At 35.3% G+C, this 23,102-nt stretch carries 24 protein-coding genes and 1 pseudogene; 13 read left to right on the top strand and 12 right to left on the bottom strand.

The features are described 5' to 3' along the window. Positions 1-82 precede the first annotated feature (82 nt). The 4 genes from HMPREF1208_RS06585 to HMPREF1208_RS06570 all read right to left on the bottom strand — a co-directional run bounded on the left by HMPREF1208_RS06585 (position 83) and on the right by HMPREF1208_RS06570 (position 4,032). The gene (locus tag HMPREF1208_RS06585) at positions 83-1,330 is read right to left on the bottom strand and encodes an acetylornithine deacetylase (RefSeq protein ID WP_016425565.1); all 1,248 of its coding nucleotides are present in this window, start codon (positions 1,328-1,330) and stop codon (positions 83-85) included. Next, a complete protein-coding gene (locus HMPREF1208_RS06580; protein WP_016425564.1) occupies positions 1,323-1,835 on the bottom strand; it encodes a methylated-DNA--[protein]-cysteine S-methyltransferase in 513 nt (170 codons plus the stop codon). The genes HMPREF1208_RS06585 and HMPREF1208_RS06580 overlap by 8 nt, the downstream gene beginning before the upstream one ends. A gap of 23 nt (positions 1,836-1,858) precedes the next feature. Next, positions 1,859-2,680 carry an SPL family radical SAM protein gene (locus tag HMPREF1208_RS06575; protein WP_016425563.1) on the bottom strand — a complete coding sequence of 274 codons (822 nt, stop codon included), beginning with the start codon at positions 2,678-2,680 and terminating at the stop codon, positions 1,859-1,861. Between the two features lie 65 nt (positions 2,681-2,745). Next, a complete protein-coding gene (locus tag HMPREF1208_RS06570; RefSeq protein WP_016425562.1) occupies positions 2,746-4,032 on the bottom strand; it encodes an aminotransferase class I/II-fold pyridoxal phosphate-dependent enzyme in 1,287 nt (428 codons plus the stop codon). A 219-nt stretch (positions 4,033-4,251) separates the two neighbouring features. Here HMPREF1208_RS06570 and HMPREF1208_RS12360 point away from each other — a divergent pair. The 7 genes and pseudogenes from HMPREF1208_RS12360 to HMPREF1208_RS06540 form a co-directional block, all read left to right on the top strand. Continuing rightward, positions 4,252-4,335, top strand: a pseudogene (locus HMPREF1208_RS12360) (Trp-rich small protein); the annotation flags it as partial. Between the two features lie 273 nt (positions 4,336-4,608). After that, on the top strand, positions 4,609-4,785 hold the full coding sequence (locus HMPREF1208_RS12205; protein ID WP_016425560.1) for an SE1626 family protein: 177 nt from the start codon (positions 4,609-4,611) through the stop codon (positions 4,783-4,785). A gap of 703 nt (positions 4,786-5,488) precedes the next feature. Beyond that, complete coding sequence (pmtC, locus tag HMPREF1208_RS06560; RefSeq protein ID WP_016425559.1) at positions 5,489-6,364, top strand: phenol-soluble modulin export ABC transporter ATP-binding protein PmtC; 876 nt, start codon at positions 5,489-5,491, stop codon at positions 6,362-6,364. Next, positions 6,361-7,089 carry a phenol-soluble modulin export ABC transporter permease subunit PmtD gene (pmtD, locus tag HMPREF1208_RS06555; protein WP_016425558.1) on the top strand — a complete coding sequence of 243 codons (729 nt, stop codon included), beginning with the start codon at positions 6,361-6,363 and terminating at the stop codon, positions 7,087-7,089. Before pmtC ends, pmtD begins: the two co-directional genes overlap by 4 nt. 157 nt (positions 7,090-7,246) lie before the next feature. Further along, complete coding sequence (locus HMPREF1208_RS06550; protein WP_016425557.1) at positions 7,247-7,924, top strand: GntR family transcriptional regulator; 678 nt, start codon at positions 7,247-7,249, stop codon at positions 7,922-7,924. A gap of 22 nt (positions 7,925-7,946) precedes the next feature. Continuing rightward, the gene (gene gntK, locus HMPREF1208_RS06545; RefSeq protein WP_016425556.1) at positions 7,947-9,491 is read left to right on the top strand and encodes a gluconokinase; all 1,545 of its coding nucleotides are present in this window, start codon (positions 7,947-7,949) and stop codon (positions 9,489-9,491) included. A 12-nt stretch (positions 9,492-9,503) separates the two neighbouring features. Then, complete coding sequence (locus tag HMPREF1208_RS06540) at positions 9,504-10,865, top strand: gluconate:H+ symporter (protein WP_016425555.1); 1,362 nt, start codon at positions 9,504-9,506, stop codon at positions 10,863-10,865. A gap of 215 nt (positions 10,866-11,080) precedes the next feature. Here the strand turns inward: HMPREF1208_RS06540 and HMPREF1208_RS06535 are convergent, their stop codons facing one another. Continuing rightward, positions 11,081-11,638 (bottom strand): thioredoxin family protein, encoded by a 558-nt coding sequence (locus HMPREF1208_RS06535; protein ID WP_016425554.1) that lies wholly within the window; start codon positions 11,636-11,638, stop codon positions 11,081-11,083. 170 nt (positions 11,639-11,808) lie between these two features. Here HMPREF1208_RS06535 and HMPREF1208_RS06530 point away from each other — a divergent pair, with 170 nt between their 5' ends. Both HMPREF1208_RS06530 and HMPREF1208_RS06525 read left to right on the top strand, forming a co-directional pair. Beyond that, complete coding sequence (locus tag HMPREF1208_RS06530) at positions 11,809-12,366, top strand: HAAS signaling domain-containing protein (RefSeq protein WP_016425553.1); 558 nt, start codon at positions 11,809-11,811, stop codon at positions 12,364-12,366. A gap of 2 nt (positions 12,367-12,368) precedes the next feature. Further along, positions 12,369-13,211, top strand: a complete 843-nt coding sequence (locus HMPREF1208_RS06525) for a DUF4097 family beta strand repeat-containing protein (protein ID WP_016425552.1) — start codon at positions 12,369-12,371, stop codon at positions 13,209-13,211. A 66-nt stretch (positions 13,212-13,277) separates the two neighbouring features. Here the strand turns inward: HMPREF1208_RS06525 and HMPREF1208_RS06520 are convergent, their stop codons facing one another. Then, complete coding sequence (locus HMPREF1208_RS06520; protein WP_016425551.1) at positions 13,278-14,321, bottom strand: C45 family autoproteolytic acyltransferase/hydolase; 1,044 nt, start codon at positions 14,319-14,321, stop codon at positions 13,278-13,280. A gap of 335 nt (positions 14,322-14,656) precedes the next feature. Further along, positions 14,657-15,043, bottom strand: coding sequence for a hypothetical protein (locus HMPREF1208_RS06515; protein WP_016425550.1), 387 nt, complete (start codon positions 15,041-15,043; stop codon positions 14,657-14,659). 164 nt (positions 15,044-15,207) lie between these two features. Between HMPREF1208_RS06515 and HMPREF1208_RS12200 the strand changes: the two genes are divergently transcribed. The 3 genes from HMPREF1208_RS12200 to pglS all read left to right on the top strand — a co-directional run bounded on the left by HMPREF1208_RS12200 (position 15,208) and on the right by pglS (position 17,303). Beyond that, complete coding sequence (locus tag HMPREF1208_RS12200; protein ID WP_016425549.1) at positions 15,208-15,381, top strand: hypothetical protein; 174 nt, start codon at positions 15,208-15,210, stop codon at positions 15,379-15,381. 244 nt (positions 15,382-15,625) lie between these two features. Further along, positions 15,626-16,195: a hypothetical protein gene (locus HMPREF1208_RS06510; protein ID WP_016425548.1), complete on the top strand. Its 570-nt coding sequence runs from the start codon at positions 15,626-15,628 to the stop codon at positions 16,193-16,195. A gap of 58 nt (positions 16,196-16,253) precedes the next feature. Then, positions 16,254-17,303 (top strand): 6-phosphogluconolactonase, encoded by a 1,050-nt coding sequence (gene pglS, locus HMPREF1208_RS06505; protein WP_016425547.1) that lies wholly within the window; start codon positions 16,254-16,256, stop codon positions 17,301-17,303. A 112-nt stretch (positions 17,304-17,415) separates the two neighbouring features. Here the strand turns inward: pglS and HMPREF1208_RS06500 are convergent, their stop codons facing one another. The 4 genes from HMPREF1208_RS06500 to HMPREF1208_RS06485 form a co-directional block, all read right to left on the bottom strand. Beyond that, positions 17,416-18,795, bottom strand: a complete 1,380-nt coding sequence (locus tag HMPREF1208_RS06500) for an aldehyde dehydrogenase (protein ID WP_016425546.1) — start codon at positions 18,793-18,795, stop codon at positions 17,416-17,418. Positions 18,796-19,119: 324 nt separating this feature from the next. Further along, the gene (locus tag HMPREF1208_RS06495) at positions 19,120-19,401 is read right to left on the bottom strand and encodes a GNAT family N-acetyltransferase (protein ID WP_016425545.1); all 282 of its coding nucleotides are present in this window, start codon (positions 19,399-19,401) and stop codon (positions 19,120-19,122) included. 32 nt (positions 19,402-19,433) lie between these two features. Next, positions 19,434-20,360 carry a manganese-dependent inorganic pyrophosphatase gene (locus HMPREF1208_RS06490; RefSeq protein ID WP_187364099.1) on the bottom strand — a complete coding sequence of 309 codons (927 nt, stop codon included), beginning with the start codon at positions 20,358-20,360 and terminating at the stop codon, positions 19,434-19,436. A 56-nt stretch (positions 20,361-20,416) separates the two neighbouring features. Further along, complete coding sequence (locus HMPREF1208_RS06485; RefSeq protein ID WP_016425543.1) at positions 20,417-20,968, bottom strand: cysteine hydrolase family protein; 552 nt, start codon at positions 20,966-20,968, stop codon at positions 20,417-20,419. An 82-nt stretch (positions 20,969-21,050) separates the two neighbouring features. Between HMPREF1208_RS06485 and HMPREF1208_RS06480 the strand changes: the two genes are divergently transcribed. Then, the gene (locus tag HMPREF1208_RS06480) at positions 21,051-22,157 is read left to right on the top strand and encodes a glycosyl hydrolase family 28-related protein (RefSeq protein WP_016425542.1); all 1,107 of its coding nucleotides are present in this window, start codon (positions 21,051-21,053) and stop codon (positions 22,155-22,157) included. Positions 22,158-22,284: 127 nt separating this feature from the next. On the opposite strand, the gene HMPREF1208_RS06475 is transcribed toward HMPREF1208_RS06480, so the two are convergent. Further along, on the bottom strand, positions 22,285-23,091 hold the full coding sequence (locus HMPREF1208_RS06475; protein ID WP_016425541.1) for a prephenate dehydratase: 807 nt from the start codon (positions 23,089-23,091) through the stop codon (positions 22,285-22,287). Between the last annotated feature and the right edge of the window lie 11 nt (positions 23,092-23,102).

Here is a 23,102-nt window from a genome sequence, read left to right as displayed (position 1 = left end):
TGATTTAAGGAAGTATAATAATTATAAAGCGTATGATATGAGCGTGTTGTTCATATCATACGCTATTTTAATGTTTAGCATGCTATTGTTCGCTAGTTGCTTTGACTGGATTTTTATACCAGCTTTTCAAAAAGTGATAAAGCACTTCTGTATAATCTTCAAGTGATTTGATTTCAATTTTTTCGTTTGTTCCATGTGCTTCATTTAATTCTCCGGGTCCATATAAAATGGTTGGGATGCCAAAATCTGCTGTCCAACCGCCATCTGTAACAGTGGTACTCATCGTTGATTGAAGCGGGGCTTGATGAATTTTTTCATGTGCCAGTTCCAGTAAATGGTAGCCCGGATGGTTAACGGGAAGGGTAAAGCTAGGGAATATTTCTCCTTTATCTTCTATCATTGAATTGCCACCCCATTCAAACTGAAGTGGGTGGTGTTGCAGCCATAAATCACTTTCTGCAACTTTATTTAAATAGGTTTCAACTTCATTAATAATATCATCATAATTTTCGTGAGGTAGAAAATGCACAGTAATCCAAAGTTTACATTGATCCGCAATAAATGCGGGATGACGTCCACCTTCAATGACTGCTGGATTAATCGTATTGGCACCACTTGGCATACCGGGATAAGATTTCGTCACAGCCCAATGACGCTCAAGTTCTTGTAACGCTTGAATGATTTTCAGCATTTTTTCAATGGCACTGGCGCCATGACGACCACCGCCAGCATGTATAATATGACTCCGAGCACCATCATGGATTGTGACATCACTTTGTATCGTAATCCATCCGGTAATCACGCCACCTTGTCCCATTGCGATAGATTCGCTTGTATCTAGGACGAGTGCTAAATCAGCTTTCGGTGAATGCTCACACGCAATTTTAGTTCCTGCTTCGCCTACTTCTTCACCGACAACTGATTGAACTATGATATCTCCTTCAGGCTGAACGCCATCTTGATAAAGGCGTTCAAGGTTATAAAATAACGCAGACATACCACCTTTCATATCGGCGACACCTCTTCCATACAAATAACCCTCTTTTTCAACAAGTTCAAATGGATTTGTATGCCAAAATGTTTCGCTTTCAACTTCTGCAACATCTACATGTCCATTCAATATGAGTTTTGGGGCCTGTTCATTTTTGCCTTTTAATGTGGCAACAATAATTTCATCATTGTCGTAAAAAGGGATTTGTGTTGTGTCGAATCCTATCGATTTAAGCCATTCTGCAATCTTTTGTTGAAGGGGTTTTGTATTTCTTGCGGGTGGGCTGACAGTAGGTGCTGCAATAAGTGCTGCTAATATTTCAAATTGTCTTTTATTCATTCAAATGACCCTCCAATGTTAATAAACGTATTTTTCTGTTTAATCCACTGTTGAAGCCACCCAACTGGCCATCCTTTCTAATGACCCTGTGACACGGGATGATAATAGATACAGGATTAAGACCAATTGCTGAAGCCACGGCACGGGTACTTTTAGGATGTCTCATCATTTGAGCAATGTCCCCGTAACTTACTTTATTTCCATAAGGGAGTTGTTGTAAGGTACGCCAAACTTTTTGTTGGAAAGGGGTGCCGATTTCAAATGATATTGGCGTTTTAAATGATTGACAGTGTCCGTGAAAATAACTTTCTAATTCGTGAGCAAGTTGATCAATTAAATCATGTTGAGAGCGGTGTATCAACTTATGCTGCCCATTTAATTTGTTCAATAACGTTTGGTAGTCTTTCGAGTCATTAAAAGCTAAACCAACTAATTTATCATGAGCGTTAACAATTGCGGTCATGACGCCAAGTGGTGTGTGTAGATGTTGATAATAATATGACAAGTTGTTTCATCTCCGTTCAGTAATTAGAATTCAGTCGGTTTAAAACCATCAACACTAACTGAAATATGTGTTTTAGAAAAGCGAGATTGCATCAATTTCAATACATATTGATAGGCGTCAGGTTGATACCAATCTTCTAAATGTAATGCTTGATACATATGACGCATACCTAATGATTCAGTTCTACGACCATTTGACCCATCGCCCATAAAGTAATCATCTATTGTGACATAATCTGTATAATGCGCTAAGATTTCAGGAAAGTTTGTCGTACAAGGTAAAAGAGGTGCCACAGCGACTTGCGTTGGGATACCTGCCTGACGTAATTTTTTGAGCGCATTGAATCTTGATTGAATGCTAGGTGCTTGTGGTGTGAAATAACGCACCATATCTTCTCGGTCTGTCTCAATGGTCATACTTACAATAAATCGACCGGGATAGGTTTTTAAAATGTCGATATCACGTTGGATGAGTGGGCTACGTGTTTGAATAAATAAAAAGTCAGGTGGATGACTGGCCATTGATGTGAGTAGTATTCTTGTAATTTCGTATTTCTTTTCAAGCGGCTGGTAAGGATCTGTTGAAGAGGACATAAAAATCGTCACGGGTCCTTTTCTTTTAGCACGTTGTAACTCATTTTGAAATTGATGGTTAACGTTATTTTTAACTGTCACCCAATCACCCCAATTTTTACCAGAAAATAACGAGATTGGCGACTTCCTCACATAACAATACGAACACGCATATTGGCAGCCCATATATGGATTGAGCGTATGCGTATAATCCTTTAGGAATCCACTTGCTTTTGTTAAAAATTGTTTAGGTTGTTTGACATTGATTTCCATTGCAACCCCCAAATTTGATAAAAAAGACAGGAAACATTGTAAGAGATGTCCCTGTCTATAGTTGATTATTGTAACGCTTTAATTGCTTCTGCTATTGAGTTGAAAACATGTGATAAATCATCTTTTTCGATACAACTAAAGGCGACACGAATATCTGTGTCATTTAAAGCAATGATACCAATTGAATAATGTTCGATGAGGTGTAATCTTAATTGTTCTGGGTCAACACCATTTACTTTAAGTGCCATGAAATAGCCGGAGTTAAAGTCGTAAGGTTGCCATAGTGATTTAAAAGCATCTTGATAAACGATTTCCTTAGTCACTTCGTAACGTTCTTTAAGTGTATCGATATTTTCTTGAATTTCTTGATCAAAATTAGCTTTGTTTTTTAGTGCGTGTTGTACTGCCGCTTGCGTTGGTGAAGCACCGCTAGAAATATTGCTACGGATTAATCCTTTCATTTTAGCTTCTAACACTTCTTTTGTTGTGTCATTAGAAAGACCGAATGTAAGGAAACCTACACGGAATCCCCATGCGAAAAATTCTTTCGTCGCGCCGTCTAAACGAACGGGTAATACACGAGAATTGTTGAGTTGTGTCAATGCTGTGAAGATAGATTGTGTATACACATCTTCATAAAATAAGCCATAATATGCATCATCAACTATTGTCACAACATTCACGCCACGACGTCCTAAGTCATCAATGGCTTTAACAATGGCTTTAACTTCACTCTCAGTAGGGGTATAACCTGTTGGATTGTTAGGGTAGTTGAGTACCATGATGACTTTGTCTTGATTAATTTGATTAAGTGTATTCACAAGTTCAGTTGTTGTGAAGTGACCCTGTTCATCAAAAATAGGGTAAGTATTGATTTCTGCTTGATGACGCACACCAAAAACAAGTTTGTAGTTCCCCCAGTTATGCGTTGGAAGTAAAACCGTATCTCCGGGATTTACAAAAAGGTCGCCAACCAAAGAAAGCCCGTGTGTAAGTGCGTTAGTGACTATCGGTAAACTTATCGCATCAGCAGAAAGATCAGGATTTTCTTTCAACATTTTTTGTTGCCAAAGCTCACGTAACTCACCTAAACCTTGGGGAGGCGCATATGAAAAAACTTCGTCTGTATTAAGCTCATTAAACATACTGTAGAGTGACTCAGTGTATAATTTCCCCTTAGAATTTGTTGCCATTCCAATCGTTGCATTATACTGCGTAGATTTTGCTTCAGCAGATTGCGTTAAAATGCCTTTTGGATAATACATGTTTTTCCCTAAATCAGAAAGCATATCTAAAATAATAGGTTGATTCTCTGTTAATTGTTCATTCAATTGCAGCGCTAAAGGGTTCATCTCATTTCGACCTCTTTCTTAAAATTCATAATATATATGTCTATCATACAGTGAAAAGTTATAAATTTAAAGTTACAGTTAGTGTGGGTTTAAAAAAATTAAATACCAAAACAGAACACACGTTCGCTATTTTGTGTTAAAATAAATTTAGCCACCTTTCCCTACATTTTTGGTGCTAAAAATAAAAATGGCTTCGCAAAGTAGGAGGTGTTCTTAATCATGCAGTGGACAGAGTTTTTAATGTCATTAATCACTGGTGGTATTTTAATTATTTTTAGATGTTGGTTTGAGTCTAAATGGCGACAATATGATCACCATTCAGACGATGAGGATGACGAAACTACCTCAAAAACCAAAAAGTAAAGTATTTAAAAAGCCCCAAGCTTGCGGCAACAAGTTTGGGGTTCTTAATCATGTGTGGATACAACTTTATATTAGCATGTGTGATATTTTGAAGCAAACAATATAATGATGAATTAAAAGTAGTTACAAACTTAACTATAAGTCAAATAAACGATTGACAAATAAATTGGCTTTTTCTAAAGTGAAATCAATGAATAAAAAGAGGTGAAATGATTGAAACATCTAACTAAAATATTTGTAGTGATTGCACTCATCATTTTTATTTTAGGTATTATTTTACAATTTATAAATCAAGAAGGTGCAGCGATTAAATTATTCGTTGCAACGATTTTATTTATGATTTGTGCTTTTATTAGTCGGAATAATGATCGTAAAAAGCAACAAAAGTAAGGCCATTTTTAAAATAATCCATTCAAATTCTCATAATAGCTTGTTGCATTTAGCATCAATGCAATCTAATGTTGTCAAAAATGACTGTGAAGTCAAATACTATAGCACTTGATAGTCATTTTGACCCTCCTACTTGTGTCATTCAGCACTAAGACGCTACTTTACCTTTCTGCTATTTGCTTTCCAATTACCAATCATTAACACTGTCAATAATTGATTTTAAGTCTTATTAAAATGACTTAATCATATGGTATCAAAAGAGTTAATCTTTTAAATTTAGCCTTAACACAAAAGTAATAACAATCAAATAAATGAGGTTCATTGTAAAAATGATGTAAAAATGAGCTCGAATCCTATCTATCAGTAGAAAAAATATGTCACAATATAGGGGAAGACTTTAATATTTTGTTGATATTATATATAAGAAGAATTAATTATTCTTTCAGTTTATTTGTCAACTTTGCTATTATTGTCATAATTTGGGTATGTTAAATAAAAGTAATTTAAATTGAAAAGATATTGTTTTCATTTTAAATGAGCAGAGAATTTTTTGGAGCGAAATCAAAGAAATAATATATAATAGAATCTAAATGATATTACGATTTAATTTATCATTTTGTCTTATTCATTATAAATGTTATTGTTGAAAGAGACGTTTATTATTTTAACTAAAAGCTTTTAGAGATGGTAGGAGGGCATGTGAATGGAGTTAAAGCAGATTACAAAGCGTTATAACAACAATACTGTCATCGATCAAATTGATTTTACTTTTAATGATAGTCATATTGTTGGTCTTATAGGAAAAAACGGTGTAGGTAAAACGACACTTATGAAAATTATGAACGGTAATATTATTAATTATTCGGGTGAAGTCAAAACCTCAAGTGATGAGCGTATTGGTTATTTAATTGAACATCCTAAACTTTATGATAATAAGACAGGATTGTATAACTTAAAACTTTTCGCTCAAGTGTTAGGGAAAGGCTTTGATAAACAATATACAGATGAAATTGTTAAAGCTTTTGGCATGGAATCTTATATTAAGAAAAAAGTGAAAAAGTATTCAATGGGGATGAAACAAAAATTAGCAATTGCAGTTTCTTTAATGAATAAACCGAAATATTTAATATTGGATGAGCCAACAAATGGGATGGACCCAGACGGTTCCATCGATGTTTTAAAAACAATTCAACAACTTGTAAAACAATTAGATATGAAGATTTTAATATCTAGTCATAAATTAGAAGATATAGAATTAATTTGTGATCGTGCTGTTTTCTTAAGAGATGGTCACTTTGTTCAAGATGTCGATATGTCAAATGGTCAATCTGCAAATCAAACGATTGTCAAAGTTGATTCAAAAGACTTTGAAGAAGCCCTTTACTATTTAACAGATCATTTTAAAGTAGCACAATCACACAAAGATTCAGGAGAAATTATTTTGAATGCGCAAAGTAATTATCAAGCGTTTTTAGAAGGTTTAGCACAAAAACAAATATTTCCAACGTATATTGAAACAAGAAAAATTTCATTGCGTGACACATACTTTAATATTAATCAACGAGGTGACGAACAATGAGAATATTGCAATTAGTTAAATTCGATATGATTAGCATATTGAAGAGTCCACTTACATATTTAGCGATTATTTTGGGTGTCGCACCGCTGATTACTACAATGGCAATCCTTGTTACGCACGATAAACCTGTCAATGCGAATACACTTTTTAGTGTGGGGAAATGGTTCTTTTCGTTAATTGGTTTACTATTTGTAATCAAAACGATTACACGTGATAGTGGTCAAGGCACAATTCAACTCTTTTTGAATCACTATCGAAATCGCGTTGGTTATTTTATTGCAAAATGTTGTTCAATCGCGCTTATTTCAATAATTACAACTGCTGTTGTTTTAATCGTGACATATTTAATTCAATGGACAACCAAAGGCGAAGAACTTAATAATCAGAATATATGGAAGTTGCTTGTCTTTTATTTAATTCTTTTCTTTGTGTATGGTTTACTGTTATTTTTAATTAATTTAATTGTTCAAAAACCAGCACTAGTCTATACATTAGGTATTTTACTGTTGCTTATATTACCAGTCATGAAACCATTTATTCCGTTGATTCCTGTCATCGGGGATGATATTCAAAAATCGTTGAAATACATTCCGTTTAGCTATTTAAGTGAAAAATCTTTAGACAGTGGGTTAACTTTTTCAAACTGGCAATGGTTTATCAATGCGGCATCCATCGTCGTATTATTTATTGCTAATTTTCTTTTAATTAGTAAGAAAGATATCTAAAATCATCTATTTAAAATAGAAAGCGATATAAATTGTAAATGAGATTGAGATCTAAGCATGTTTTAGATTTCAATCTTATTTTTTAGTTTTACATAGAAAGCGTTTACAAAAAGGAGGATTTAGACTAGAATACTTGTATACAAGTTGAGGTGATCGAATGGAATTTCCAAAAAAATGGTTAACAGAAGTATCAAAAGGCGAAGCAATCGCGGCACAAATACGCCTTGATATTATTAACGGGGATCGCTCAGCAGAACAGATTTTAACTGAAAATCAAGTGGCTGCTGAATTTCATGTGAGTCGTTCACCTGTTAGAGATGCATTTAAAATTTTAAAACAAGAGCGCTTGATTCGCTTAGAACGTATGGGAGCAGAAATTGTGCCTTTTACAGAGCAGCAACGACAGGAATTGACGGATATACGGTTAATGATTGAATCATTTGCTTTTACAAAGGTCGTTCAACGTGATGATTTGGATACAATTGTGCGAGCGATGTATCAAGCGCTTGAAATGATGAAAGTAAGCTTGAAGTTTGAAGATGCGATAAGCTTTACGGAAAATGATTTAAACTTCCATGAAACTATGGTACGGGCATGTGAACATCATTATTTAACACACTTATGGAAACAAATGAAGCCGACAATGCTTTGTATGATTTATATCAGTATGCAGCGCAGAATGGACACAAATGTCATCGATTTTAAGCGAATTATTACGAACCATGAACTCTTTGTAAAAGCCATTGAAGCACAAGATAGAAAAAAGATGTATCAAGCATTTGAGCTGAATTTTAAAGATTTAAATGATGATATCGGTGCTTTTTGGGCACAGTAGTGAGAGAAAGGAGCATGAAAATATGAAAGATTTTATGATGGGTGTAGATATTGGTACGACGAGCACAAAAGCGGTCTTATATCGTACGAATGGACGTATACAATTAAAAAAACAAATTGAATACCCATTACTGACACCTGAAGTAGATATTTCTGAACAAGATCCGGAAGTGATTTTTAAAGCAGTGATTGAAACGATACAGTCCGTTTTAATTGAAAGTGAAGTTTCGAGTGAAGACGTTGCATTTATTTCATTCAGCGCACAAATGCACAGTCTTTTACTTATTGATGAAAATAACCAACCTTTAACAAACAGTATGACATGGGCAGACAATCGTGCTCGTTTTGCTACTGAAGACTTGCGTAAGCATTATGAGGGCCATGAGATTTATAAACGTACAGGCACGCCACTTCATGCGATGTCACCACTTTCTAAACTGTGGTGGTTAAAAAATGAGTCTCTAGATCTTTTTAATCAAGCACGTTACTTTGTAGATATTAAGTCATATGTATTATTCAGATTAACTGGAGAATGGGTGATGGATGAATCTATTGCTTCAGCCACAGGGCTCTATCATTTGAAAAATAGAGATTGGGACTCATCCGTTTTAGATTTACTAAATATCTCAGCTTCCCAACTACCACGATTGGTAGAAACTACCAAAGTATTAACTATAGAAAATAATTTTACTGTCCAACAACTTGGTCTTTCAATTCAAACACCGATTGTTGTTGGGGCGAGCGATGGCGTTCTTTCTAATTTAGGTGTCAATAGTATAGAAAAAGGAGAAGTCGCCATCACGATTGGGACATCGGGTGCAATACGAACGGTAGTTGACCATCCAGTTATAGATGAAAAGGGACGTATATTTTGCTATGTCCTTGATGAACATCATTATGTTATTGGAGGACCCGTTAATAATGGTGGTGTTGTGTTGAAATGGTTAAGAGACGAGTTGCTTGCCAGTGAAATTGAAACAGCAAAGCGACTCGGAATTGATACATACGATGTCATGTCCCGTATTGCACAAACTGTGCCGCCCGGTTCAAATGGTTTACTTTTTCATCCTTATCTGACAGGTGAACGCGCGCCGTTGTGGGATTCTAATGCGCGAGGCTCTTTTATTGGTCTAACGTTGTCACATAAAAAAGAGCATATGATACGCGCTGTAATGGAAGGTGTCTTGTTTAATCTTTACACAGTATTTTTAGCTTTAGTTGAAGTCATGGAGGAAGTCTCTCAAAAAATTAAGGCGACAGGTGGATTTTCAAAAAGTCATTTATGGAGACAAATGATGGCTGATATTTTTGATTGTACAGTAGAAATTCCTAAAAGTTATGAGAGTTCATGTCTCGGCGCTTGTGTTTTAGGTTTAAAAGCGCTCAATCATATTGAAGATTATTCTATCGTTGAAACATGGATGGGCGCTACCCACCAACATGTCCCTCATGATAAGAATGTCAATCTCTATCAAGAATTAGCATCTGCTTTTATACAGATTAGTCGTGATTTGAATTATGCTTATCAAACTTTATCTCAATTTCAAAATCAGTTAAAAGATAAATAGGGAGGGAACACAATGTTACATGAATTTTGGCCACTAATCAGCGTCTTCATCGGTATCATCGTTTTATTATTACTCATTATGCAATTCCAATTAAATACTTTTATTGCGCTTATTATTACAGCCATGTTGACGGGTATTTTACTAGGAATGCCATACAATAAAATTGTAACAACTATTGAAGCGGGCATAGGCGGAACTTTAGGTCATATTGCTTTAATATTTGGTTTAGGCGCAATGTTAGGTAAATTATTAGCGGACGGTGGTGGGGCGACACAAATCGCCGACACCCTCATTGCAAAGTTAGGTAAAAAATATGTGCAATGGGCGATGGTGATTGCATCTTTTATGATTGGAATTGCTTTATTTTTTGAAGTCGGACTCGTTTTATTAATTCCGTTAGTTTTTACCATTGCTAAACGAATGAATGTATCTCAATTAAAAATGGGCTTACCCATGGTTACAGCACTTTCTGTTACACATGGCTTTTTGCCTCCGCATCCAGGGCCAGTTGTTATTTCTAAAGAGTTAAATGCACCTATTGGGAAAGTGCTCCTTTATGGCTTTATCATTGCAATACCAGTCACTTTGATTGCTGGACCACTATTCGTAAAGATTGCACCTTATTTGTCGCGAAGTGCTTTTGAAAGAGAAGGAGATATATCATCACTCGGTGCAACCAAGTCCTTTGAAGATGAAAAATTGCCCAATTTTGCATTGAGTACATTTACAGCGCTGTTACCGGTTCTTTTAATGTTATTTGCTACCATTTGGCAATTAGTGACAGGTCATGAGTCAGGACCGAAAAACCACCTAGAAAGAATCATATATTTTGTAGGGAATGCAGGTACCGCCATGTTAATAGCAGTGATATTTGCAATCTTTAGTATGGGAATTTTGCGTGGTAAGTCGACTAAACAGGTCATGAATACGTTGACAGAAGCGATTTATCCAATTGGCATGATGCTGCTTATCATTGGCGCTGGTGGTGCGTTCAAGCAAATTTTAATTGATGGTGGTGTAGGTGGTGCCGTTGAGCATATTTTTACGGATGTTCGCATATCACCCATTTTACTCGCTTGGTTAGTGGCGGCACTACTGAGACTGGCACTTGGTTCAGCGACAGTTGCGGCAATTTCGACAACAGGAATCATCTTACCCTTATTGCAAACGACAGACGTGAATTTAGCATTAGTTGTGTTAGCAATAGGAGCAGGCAGTATCTTTTGTTCACATGTGAATGACGCAGGATTTTGGATGTTTAAAGAATATTTTGGACTGACTGTAAAAGAAACATTTTTAACATGGTCACTTGTCGAAACCATTATTTCTGTGAGCGGCTTAGGATTTGTTTATCTCATGAGTGTTATCATCTAATAAAAGTGAGGTTATCCAAAAAGGGTTATAAGCGGAATAACAATTAAAAAAGGTAGAATCAATTAAAAATGAAAGATAATATTAAGATTATTTAACAACGATGCCTCGAATTGAGAACGGTTTGGTTAAACGTATACTCGATTCGAGGCGTTAGTTTTTTGAAACCTTCAGTGCATTAAATCCATCATCATGTCCGAACATGTGAGTGATTATATTTAAATAAGTCGAGATAAGATAGATTCATAGACTTCATTCCAAAACGAAGGATCTGTCGCATAACGATTATGAATCGTTTGATGGACTTCTTTTTGTTTATCATCAAAACTTGGATCATTTTTATCAGGTAAATATTCCGAACGGACTTGTTCTACAAATTTTTGAACTGTGTGTGCACGCGGGCCCCATACCGCTTTTTGTTCAAAATTCTCATTCATAAAAATGTAAATGGGTATTGAACGTGATTTACCATTGGTTAAATATTGGTCGATGAGATCTGTATTCTCATCTCGATAAAAAGCGCGCACTTCTAAATCTGCACCCTCAGCGATATGCTTTAGAATTGCATTATTCATCATAGCGTCACCGCACCAATCTTCTGTAATGACAAGAACATAACGATAACCTTTTTCTTTAAGTTGCTCAATGCGACTATCGTTTGAAGGTAATTCAAATTGATGATAAATCGATTGGAGTTCGGACTGATTTTGAGACATGTCTTGAATATACTGATCGAAAGGTTTAGATTGTGCGTAATATGTTTTTAAATGTGCCATAATAACCCCTCCCTTGACTTACATTATAACAGTATAATAATTTGATGAAAATTAAAAAGATTACGACAAATTAAGAATATGACATTTACAATACAAATTTAATCAAACTATTTAATTTTAAAGTATGAGTCCTTATAATTTTTAATATCAGAGTTAAAAGGGGGAAGACGATGGATAAAATCACATTTTTAAATGAATTAGAATATCAACTACATCGTTTACCCGATGATAAAATTGATGAAGTGATGAATACGTACGAGAATTATTTTTATCAAGAAGGACGTAAAGGGAAAACTGACCACGCCATTGTTAAAACTTTAGATACACCTAAGCAAATTGCAAAGCAGCAATATGCTAAATATGCTGTTAAAAATGCGGAAAATAAACCTGATGTAGCACACATTGCGCATGCTGTTTTTGCGACAATAGGGATGAGTGTCATCACTTTATTTTTCATTCTGGTACCTTTGTTTTTTGTAATGATTATTACATTGTTAGGCACTTTTATTGCATTAGGAATGTTGCTATCCCCGTTACTCTTACTCATTATGAACATATGGTCAGGGTTATACAGCTTTTCATTAAGCAATTATCTTTTTAGCTTTGCTTATTTAGGACTGGGTGCTATGTTCCTGGTCATGATTATAAAATTCATCATTGCAATTCGAAACTTACTCATAAGATATTTGAAATGGAATGTCAATTTTATTAAAAAAGGAACATCGTAGCCATGAAAAAATTATTTATATTTGGTTTGAGTTGTTTTTTAGTCTCTTTTATATTAGGCACCATCGTATGGTTTGGATTTGAAAAAAAGCAACAATCCATTGAAAAAGTAGAAAAAACATATGCTAAAAATGAAATTAATCAACTTATCGTGAATATGGCATCAGCTGATGTCAAAATTGTTGAAGGCAACCAGTTTCATGTCACATATAAAGGTAAAGAAGATTTGAGCGTTTCGAAGCAGAACAAAACGTTAAATATCGCAGAAATTAAACATTCTAGAGGAAAGGAACCTAATTTAAATCCTTTCAATAGAGAAGATAATTACATTGTGATTACTGTTCCATCAGCACAATTGAAAGAGCTGAATGTTTCAACTGGTTTCGCTAAAATACAAGCTGATGGGATTGATAGCCAGAATGCGAAGTTTTGGAACGAACGCTCAGGTGAAGTGACGATTAATCATAGTCAATTTTCACATACTAAAATCATTGGTCATGAATCGTTAGTGAACATTCATGATAGTCACTTGAATCAAAGTGAAATCAGTGTTGAAAATGGTCAGATTAATGCTAACCGATCCGCACTTCATAGAAGTATTTTTAAAATTAAGCAAGGAAATATCGTCATGAATGATATGGAAACAGAATGTGATTTTAAAGGCTCTACGCAAAAAGGGAATATCGATTTAAATTATCGAAAAACGCCTCATAATGTCATGCTATCGTTAAATCCAGAACATGGTCATGCACATATTAAAAATCAACATTTAAAGCATGGTAAAAATGGTAAAGGAGAGCATAAAGTTGAACTTTACACAAATCATGGGGACATTACGGTAGATTAATGAATGAAATCGATTAAGCGCCATAAATGGATGACAACTGTGTCATCTATTTATGGCGTGTTTTATTTATTCTGTCGCAAATTGAATTTCTGTATCAATGCGACCTTCAATTTGATTTGCCGTTAGATCATGGCCTTTTAACCAAGCGCCAAAATCAATTTTAATCGGATCTCGACTTTCACCTAATGCAATCCAAGCGTGTAATTGATGGGGGTCATACATAGAAGTATGAATAGTCCCACTCCAGCTTTTAAATAATTTACTATATATTTCGTATTGGGGTTGATTGAACCGCTTAAAGACTTCAAAGCGGTCTTCATGTGCTTGTGAAATTTGATTTTCAAGGCGACCTAATCGTTCTTTAGATTCTTTTGTATAGTTGCGATTTTCATGCGTCAACAATTTAAAGTGATTGGTGCAAGTTTGATCATAACGAACCTCTATACTTCTCGGAGAAACTTCAACGATGGCATGTGCGCCAGTTGCATCCTTAACGATATAACTAAATGAACTCCGGTTAGGAATTTCTTTTAAAAAGGCCACGGCTTCTTCTACATTTTTGCAATTTTCTAAGGCAAGACGGCCAACCATATAACAAACAAATCCATTCGCTGGCTTTTTACGATGCATAAAATTGTAAGCCATAACTAAACCACATTCGTTCATTCCGTCCATGCGACCTGTCACTCGAGACATAGGACCAATTTGAGCATAACCGTCATCATGCGGTTCAAACAACTGATACCTAGCATCGTATGTTGCAGGGTGATAATCGTAATTTCTCACTAAATAATCTTGTCCAATGTAAACCGAACACCCACTATCTGGCAGTGTTGTGAAGCGGTAGTGTGCGAAATTTAAAATCGCTTGTCGTGTTGGAATTTTTAATACATCTTGAATTCCCATTATTTCTTCCCAAATCCGAGGTGCATATTGTTGATAAATGTGATAAGTTTCTTCGATATCTATATCGAAGCGAGGCACTCGTTTCTTCCATTCTTTATTTCTATTTTTTAATAACGCTGTCGTTTGAAGCCACTGCCCTGTCATTACACCGTAATCGTAATGGTTTCCTCTAAAGCTTAAAATATCCGATATGACATTTTGCATAAAAATCGTCCTCTCTGAAATCTCGCTAACATAATTTGTTAAATGGTTGTAATCATTCTTTAATGGTATTCACTTCATGGCGCTACTATAATAAATTTAACATCATATTAAGTCGTATGTGAATAGGGATAAGGGGGGAGTTTTATGTGGAATTACTATATTAAGGTTAAACATTGGTTTTACAAAAATTATACACGGTGATGATTGTATTGAGGACTAACTATAAATGGATGATATAAAACTCGGACGAAAGGTTATGTATCGTCCGAGTTTGTGTTTAATATCATAAATAGTTATGTTTGAAATATGTGGTGCTATTACGCGACATTCCTCATTTATTGATTGACATCTATTACATTTGGTGTGATATAGACTGTTTTAATACGATGTTGTTCACCTGAAGCCCCTCCAAAAGTCATTGTAACCATTGTTTTAGAAGTGCGCTTGTAGTCAGGATTTTCTAACGAATAAACGTAAAAAATAATTAATTGACTGCCTCGCACATGGGCACGATGGATAATTTCAAAGTTCCATTGGAGGTCATTTTTCTCCATCACTTGCTGCATGCGTTTTCGTAACATGTGAATGAGCGTTGACTTTGATAATGATTGTGCCTCACCTAGCTCATTAATATAGTATGCTAATACGCGATCATCTACCATATTTTCTATACTCTCGATATCATTGCTTTTCCACGAACTCATTAATGATATGTATGGCATTTAACAAACCTCTTTCACAATTAAGTTAATCTTAATGTAACATATTGCTTATAAAAATTAAATTGATTTCTGATTAATACAGTCAAGAATAGGGTATGTAGTTAATGATTGTAATATTTTATGTTATGATGATATTAAATAAATGATGATGAGGTGAAATATTTATGTGGAACTTTATTAAGGGCTTATTTAAGTTTATCTTTATTTTCACAGCTACAGTGACTGTTGTCTTCGGTGTGGGTGCAGCTGTACTCGCATATGTTTTCAAAAAGGACTTTGAAGATATCGAAAATAAAACAAAAGAGATTGTATCTGACATTGAGTCTAATGTTAACTAAAGCATAACAACTGAACAATTCAATTTTAATGCGCGTTGAAAAAGATCACATTTAGTTATTTTGAGCTCGTCTTTATACGTTGCTCCAATGTGATTTTTGATTTGCCGGATTAACATTTACGGGAGGTAGCGACTTTGAAATCAAAATCAAATTTTAGATTTCGGTCCTACCTCTTTTTTATACAGACAATTAGAACACTGAATGAATAAAGGCTTTGAAAATTTTTATTATAAAGGTGATCAGTTTGTATCAAACACGTAATGCATTAATTTCATATCAACTTAATGAATCGACAAACTTTCAATTAGCATTGTTAAATCAACAATTATTAAATGAGCGCTATCAAGAACAACGCTTTCTTGATATGATTCAGGCCGTTTTCCAGACACACTATGAGACAAGCAATATTACAATTGGTGTCAGTGATGATAGACAATTAAGAGAAAATGCTTACCAATTTAAAGACTTATTAGAACAGGCCTTGATGCATACGGGATGTTCAGAGTTTGTAATCAGAGTTGTCGAGTGGAAAGAAGATTGTAAAAGTATGAAAAAATTTGAGCGTGCTTTTGTTGAAAATGAGCCAGATATATGGTTTGTCTTTTCGAAACCGCTCAGTTTTTGTCGATTGTTAAAAAGATTATATCGAAATCCTCTATTTGATCCTCGTCGTACATATTGCATGAGTAATTTATGTTCAAATCATTTAGTTCAAACATTGGGGTTTAAATATTTTGAAGGTATGAAAGGCATCACATCAATGGGGAAAGTGTGGACAGCTGAAGACGGTGAGTTGCGCATTATACCTTCGTAATGGGACAGCGTGTTAAAATTTGATAAAATAGCATTAAGAAATTTGAGAGGGGTACAACATGACAAAAGGATATATTGGTTCTTATACTAAGAAAAATGGAAAAGGTATTTTTCGATTTGAGTTAGATGATCAACAAGGTATTGTTGAGAAAGTTGAAACAGGATATGAATTAAATGCCTCGACCTATTTGACACAGTATCAAGATATGTTACTCGCCATTACGAAAGACGATCAAAACGCTGGCCTCGCTTCTTTCAAGATTAATAAAGATGGAAGCTTAGAAAAAAAGAGTACTTGTTTGGAATCTTTTAAAGGCTCTGGCTGTTATGTAGCGGTATCACCAGATGGAAAATATGCTTTTGAAGCGGTTTATGGAGATGGTGTCGCACGTATTTATGAATTAGATGCTGAAAACCACACTGTTAAACGCTTAATTAGAGAAATCAGCCATGATTATCCGCATGGGCCGAACATAGAGCGTCAAGAAAAATCCCATGTGCATTATTTAGATGTCACACCTGATCATCAATATGCGGTAGCTGTTGATTTAGGTTCGGATTTGTTAGTGACATATCAATATGGTTCTGAAGGTATGGAAGTTGCATATCGCACACAATTAGAACCTGGTGATGGCCCTAGACATATTGCTTATCATCAAACAGGACGTTACGCCTATGTGGTTAATGAACTTTCAAATACGGTTGTTGTAATGCAATATGAAGACGGTCGATTCACTGAATTGGAACGTCATTTAACGATTCCTGAAGATTTCTTACATCCGACTAAATTAGCTGCAGTACATCTTTCACATGACCAACGTTACTTATATATTAGTAACCGCGGGCATGATAGTCTTGCAATTTTCAAAGTATTAGCTGAGGGTAGCAAACTAGAATTGGTTGATATTGTCTCAAGTGGCGGTGTATTTCCAAGAGATTTCAATATTACTCCTGACGATGCATATCTCGTTGTGGCACATCAAGAAGAAGACTCTAAAATTGTCGTATTTGAAAGAAATCGAGACACGGGATTGTTGACATTAAAAGATGATCAACAAGTTGCAGAGGAAGGTGTTTGTGTTAAATTTTTAGACGAAACCGACCTCTAATAGCGAATAAAAGCACAAAAAGATAACGAAAAAGCACATGCTGAGAATGGCAAAAATGATGATTGTCATATTCTCGCATGTGCTTTTATGTTAACGCATTTGAAAGAGAAGATTACTTTTTAAATAACTTTTTAACGTAGCCCAGTTTACCTTTATAAGGGGGAAATAGTAACCCAGTCTCCAATTTAGTTGTTTTAAAAATATAAGGTTTTTGATGTGAAAATGTTTCAAATGAATAACGTCCATGGTAGCGCCCGATGCCTGACGCACCTACACCACCAAAAGGAAGGTTTGGATTTGCTAATTGAAGTAAAGTATCGTTAATGGCACCGCCACCAAACGATAGTTCAGTAAGTATTCGATTAGTTGTATTTTCATCTTCACTAAATAAGTATAACGATAATGGTTTAGGTTTTGATTGAACATATTGAATGGCTTCATCAAGATTTTGATAAGTCATAATTGGTAAAATTGGACCAAATATTTCATCAGCCATAATGGCATCTGAAGCTACTACGTTATCAATCAGAGTCGGTGCAATATAACGGTCAGTCGCGTCCGTTTCACCACCTAAAATAATTTTAGTTTCATGGGTTTGAATCAATTGTGCTAAACGATTAAAATGACGTTCGTTTACAATACGCCCGAAATCCTCACTCTCATGGGGCGCGCGTCCATAAAACTCACGTATTGTCGTCGTCAAAGCTTTAATAAAATCCGCTTTTACTGTTTCATCAATCAGCACATAATCAGGTGCTACACAAGTTTGACCCGCATTCATAAATTTACCAAAACAAATTCGTTCACTTGCTACTTTTAAGTTAGCGGATTTATCTATAATTGTAGGTGATTTTCCGCCAAGTTCTAATGTCACTGGTATAAGTTGTTTTGCAGCCGCTTCATAAACAATTTGGCCAACTTTTGCACTACCGGTAAAAAAGATATGATCAAAAGGTAATTGTAAAAGTGCTTGAATCACATCTGCACCACCTTGCACGACGCTGACGTATTCTGGCTCAAAACTATTTGCGATAATAGTTTCAACGACTTCGGCCACATGAGGTGTGAGTTCTGACGGTTTCACGATAGCGGTGTTGCCTGCAGCAATTGCACCAAGTAAAGGTTCAAAAATTAATTGAAAAGGATAGTTAAATGGACCAATAATCAACACGGTACCTAAAGGCTCACTAATGACAAAGCTTTTAGTAGGGAAGAGAAATAAAGGGGTGTCTACAGATTGTTTTTTGGCCCATTTATTCAATGATTTACGGGTATGTTTAATGCTATTCAATGTATAGCCCACTTCAGTTGCATAAGCTTCTACTTCATTTTTGCCTAGATCCTTTTTTAAAGCCTCTAGTATGGCATCTTCATGTAATTTAATTTGCTTTGATAATTGCTTTAATGCTTTTTTACGATATTTGAGGGACACGGTGATGCCTGATCGAAAATAGTCTTTCGTTGCATCAAATTGCTTCTGGTAGCTGTTCAATGAGATAACTCCTTTCAAATGATGTTTTATTAATGAGAGGGTATGCTAGTTATCTTTGTATGAGATGTGTATTCAATCAAATATAAATGACACAGCATAAGGTGAGTATCGATTTGATGGTAACATCAGATACAAAGAAAGGGACCAGAATAGAAATCTGACTACACGTTTAGATTTCGTATTCTCGGCCCCAAGTTAAAAAGATAAAATATTTGTGTATAACATAAAAATGACATGGACACTTAAAATGGCTCAATCATTTAGATAGAATGCACAACCATGCACCTTGTGAGTCATCAAGAAACACTTGTATTAAAGTTCTCCTTACTCAGCTAAAAGCGGTGCAAGAGATTTATCTTTTTCAAATTGACGCGCCACATAACTACAAGATGGAACAATTTTTAAGTTTTCATCTTCGGCTTTTTGAATGACTTCGTTGAATAATTTTTTTGCAACGCCACCGCCACGGAGTGATGGATCAACAAAAGTTTTGTTGACATCGATTGTATTTTCATCAAGATACTTAAATGTAATCTCAGCTTGCGGTGTGTTTTCATTTTCACCAATATAAAACTTGTGATGTCCTGCTTTAATTTGATTTGTCATGCAACCACATCCTATTCATTTGATTTTAAACTTTATGATAAAGCTTCAGTAATAGGTGGAACAATTTGTTTCTTACGTGATACAACACCAGGTAAGAATGCTGTATTGTTATCGAGAGCAGTGTTGAAAGCTTCTCCGACTTTATCTTTTTCTGCACCAACAACAATAATTTTAGAATTGCTGTTTAAAATGTCTGTAATAACAAGAACGAAGATATCATAACCGTTTTCAGCGCTTGCTTTATTCATTGCATTTTCAAGTGCTTCTTGGCGCGCGATAACTTCATCGATATCGACAGTGTTGACTTGTGCAATACGTACAGTATGTTCACCCATACTGAAAGATTTCGCATCTGTGTTTAAAATGCTATCTTCTGTTTTGTTTGTAGTAGAAGCGCCTGCTTTTAACATGTTCAAGCCATATTCTTCTAAATTCACATCTGCAATTTTTGCTAATGCTTTTGCAGCATTAACATCTTGTTCTGTACATGTTGGTGATTTGAATAAAAGGCTATCTGATACAATAGCAGACACCATTAACCCTGCAATTTGAGGGCGGATTTCATAGTTGCGCTCATTATACATTTTGTATAAAATCGTCGCTGTACAACCAACAGGTTCAGCGCGGTAATATAATGGACCAGCAGTTTGGAAGTTTGAAATTCTATGGTGATCAATTACGTGATGAATTTTTGCTTTCTCGATTGTTTTAGCACTTTGTTGGAACTCGTTGTGGTCCACTAAAATAACGTCTTTTCCTGTTAAATCATCTGTCAACAATTCAGGTACTTCCACATTAAAATAATCTAATGCATATTGTGTCTCTGGACCTAACTCTCCAATACGGAAGGCTTTGGCCTCTTTATTACCGTGTTGTTGTTCAAAGTCAGCCATGATGATTGCCGAACAAATGGCATCAGTATCTGGGTTTTGATGACCAAAAATATATGTTGTCATTATTCAATCTCCTTATTATTTTACTATATTCATATCTATTTTAGCATGGCAAACAGTAATTATTCTACCGCTGCGCCTAAAGTATCTTTAAAATGTGTTAAAGCCCATTCATGGCCCGTTAAATTGAATGATGCCACGCCATTTTTAGGTATAATCAGTTGATAGTTTAAATTATATGCGCTTGCTGCAGTGTGAAGGACACAGATATCTGTACAAACACCTACAATTTCAAGTGTATCAACATGGCGTTCACGTAATAAGCTATCTAACGGAGTACCATAAAAGGCATCGTAACGTCGTTTATCTATAAAATAGACGTGTGATTCGTCTTTAATTTGGTTATATATTTCTTGTACACGACCATAAAGATCACGTCCATGTGTTCCCTCAATGTTGTGTGGTGGGAAACTTTTCGTCTCAGGATGATAAGGATCATTTTCATAATGTAAATCCATCATAAAGAAAATGTTCTCTTTTGATTGATGGTAAGACTGAATGCGCTCTACGATAAAAGGCTCAATCGCTTGACCCGCTTCACCGCAAGTCAATTTCCCATCATCAGCCACAAAGTCATAAGAATAATCCACTACAATTAAAGCTTTTTTTGACATTAAACATCCTCCTAAAAAGGGTATATAGAAATTAAACAACATTATTCATAGTATAACTTAATTCAGAAAGGATGGCACGAAAATGATTTTAAATATTTTAGATTTTGGTGCAACTGGAAAAAATAAATTGCGCGACACGATCGGCATTCAACGTGCTTTAAATAAAGGTAAAAAAAGGAACGTGACTGTTTATATCCCTGAAGGTACATATCATATCGCTAAAGCCTTAAAAATATATGAAGGTACAACTTTAATATTAGATGCAGAAGCGGAATTATTAAGGGTTGGTCGAGACGCATTATTAAAAAATGGCTCAAGTCGAAAAAAGTACTATCAATATGATGGTAATAGCCATATTAAGATAGAAGGTGGCACATTCAATATGAATGGTGTGCACTATCCTTATAATAATACAGCAATGTGCATAGGTCATGCCCGAGATATTGAATTAAGCCATATCACTTTTAAAAATATTGTAGGTGGGCATGGTGTGGACGCTTGTGGATTAGATGGTGTCTATATTCATGATTGTAACTTTTTAGGTTTTTATGATGTGAATGGGGATCGTTGGTTCTCAGAAGCAATTCAACTTGATATGTTTGTCGAAGGTGCTTTTCCAAAATTTGGAGTGAATGATGGCACGATTACTAAAAATGTAGTGATTGAGAATTGTTATTTTGGAAATTCATTCGAAGGGCAAATGCAATCATGGAATCGTGCAATTGGTTCACATGCAAGACGTTATAATTATTTTTATGAGAATATTGTTATCCAAAATAATATCTTTGATTCAACGCAAGATTATGCGCTCACACCTTTAAAAGGGAAAGATATCTTGATTCATAATAATTTGTTTTTAAATTGTAGTGGGGGAATTCGTTATTTAGGTGTTTATAAAGGCCAAGATATGCAAACTTTAGATGGTACTTTTGAAGGGAAACAAGGGGGAGAAGCGTTTTACGTCATGCACAATCAATTCGTCAATATTTCTGAGAAAAATCCACTGCATATTAGAAGCCATAAAGATGCGCCACACAAAGGTGTCTATATCATCGGGAATGAATTTTTAGGAGACAATCAAGCGAATCAAATGACTGCTATTAATGAATTGACGATTGCAGAAAACAGACAGTTACCTCATCTCAATCAACACGATGTCAGTCAACTCATATTGGATGAACTAGAATGAGCGCATAGGATGTAAAAGAGAGAGTGGATGATAGCGACATTGAATGACTTGAATTGGAAATGCTAAAGATAAAAGCAAATCCAATTACGTCATTTGATATGGTATGAAAAGGGAATAAATAAAGTGATTAATTGAACCGACCCAAGTTTTTTAGTTCAAAGTCGAGCGTTTTTAAAATGGTTGTGATTTTATTGACCGTTTCATCAAGAGGACACTCGGCCTGTACAAAAAAGCGATACATACCGAGTTTCGTTTTTAAAGGTCGAGATTCCACCCATTTTAAGTTGACCTGGAACATCGCAAAAGTATTTAAAATATTTGCGAGAAGTCCTGGTTTGTCTTCAGTAGGTGTAATGACTAGCAACCAATCTTTACCTGACTGGTGCGCCACTTCAGATGCATGTTTGAGTACAAGGAAGCGTGTCATATTATGTGGATAGTCTTCGATATGCGTTTGAAGAGCATGATAACCATACATTTCTCCGCTTCCAATGGGCGCAATCGCACCGGTCGTTGCATTGATTTCTCTCAATGAAGCGACAGTACTCGGTGTATAATCATAATCAAATTGATGCGCATGGATAAATCTTTGCGTTTGACTTATCGCTGGACTAATCGAATAAACTTTTGTAATATCCGCAAGCGATTGCTCAGGTAATCCATATAAAGCAAACGCAATATCTAACAAAATTTCATCCACGACGACAAAGGGATAATCAGTCAATGTATCTGCAATGACATTGATTGTTCCTTCTATCGAATTTTCTATTGGGACAATGGCAGTTGCTGTTGTTTCTTTTTGGAGTGAAGTCATGACCTCATATAAATTATCTTTTTCAACTAAGCAGTCGTCGTCTTGTTGTGATTGAGCCATCAATTTGAGTGCGGCTAAATAGGAAAATGTCCCTTTAGGACCTAAATAATAAAGTGTCATGCAATCATTCC

This window comes from Staphylococcus sp. HGB0015 (genome assembly GCF_000411275.1).
In the GTDB taxonomy this organism is placed as follows: domain Bacteria; phylum Bacillota; class Bacilli; order Staphylococcales; family Staphylococcaceae; genus Staphylococcus; species Staphylococcus schleiferi.
The sequence above is the reverse complement of the archived record's forward strand: the minus strand, read 5'-3'. Positions and strand labels throughout refer to the sequence as shown.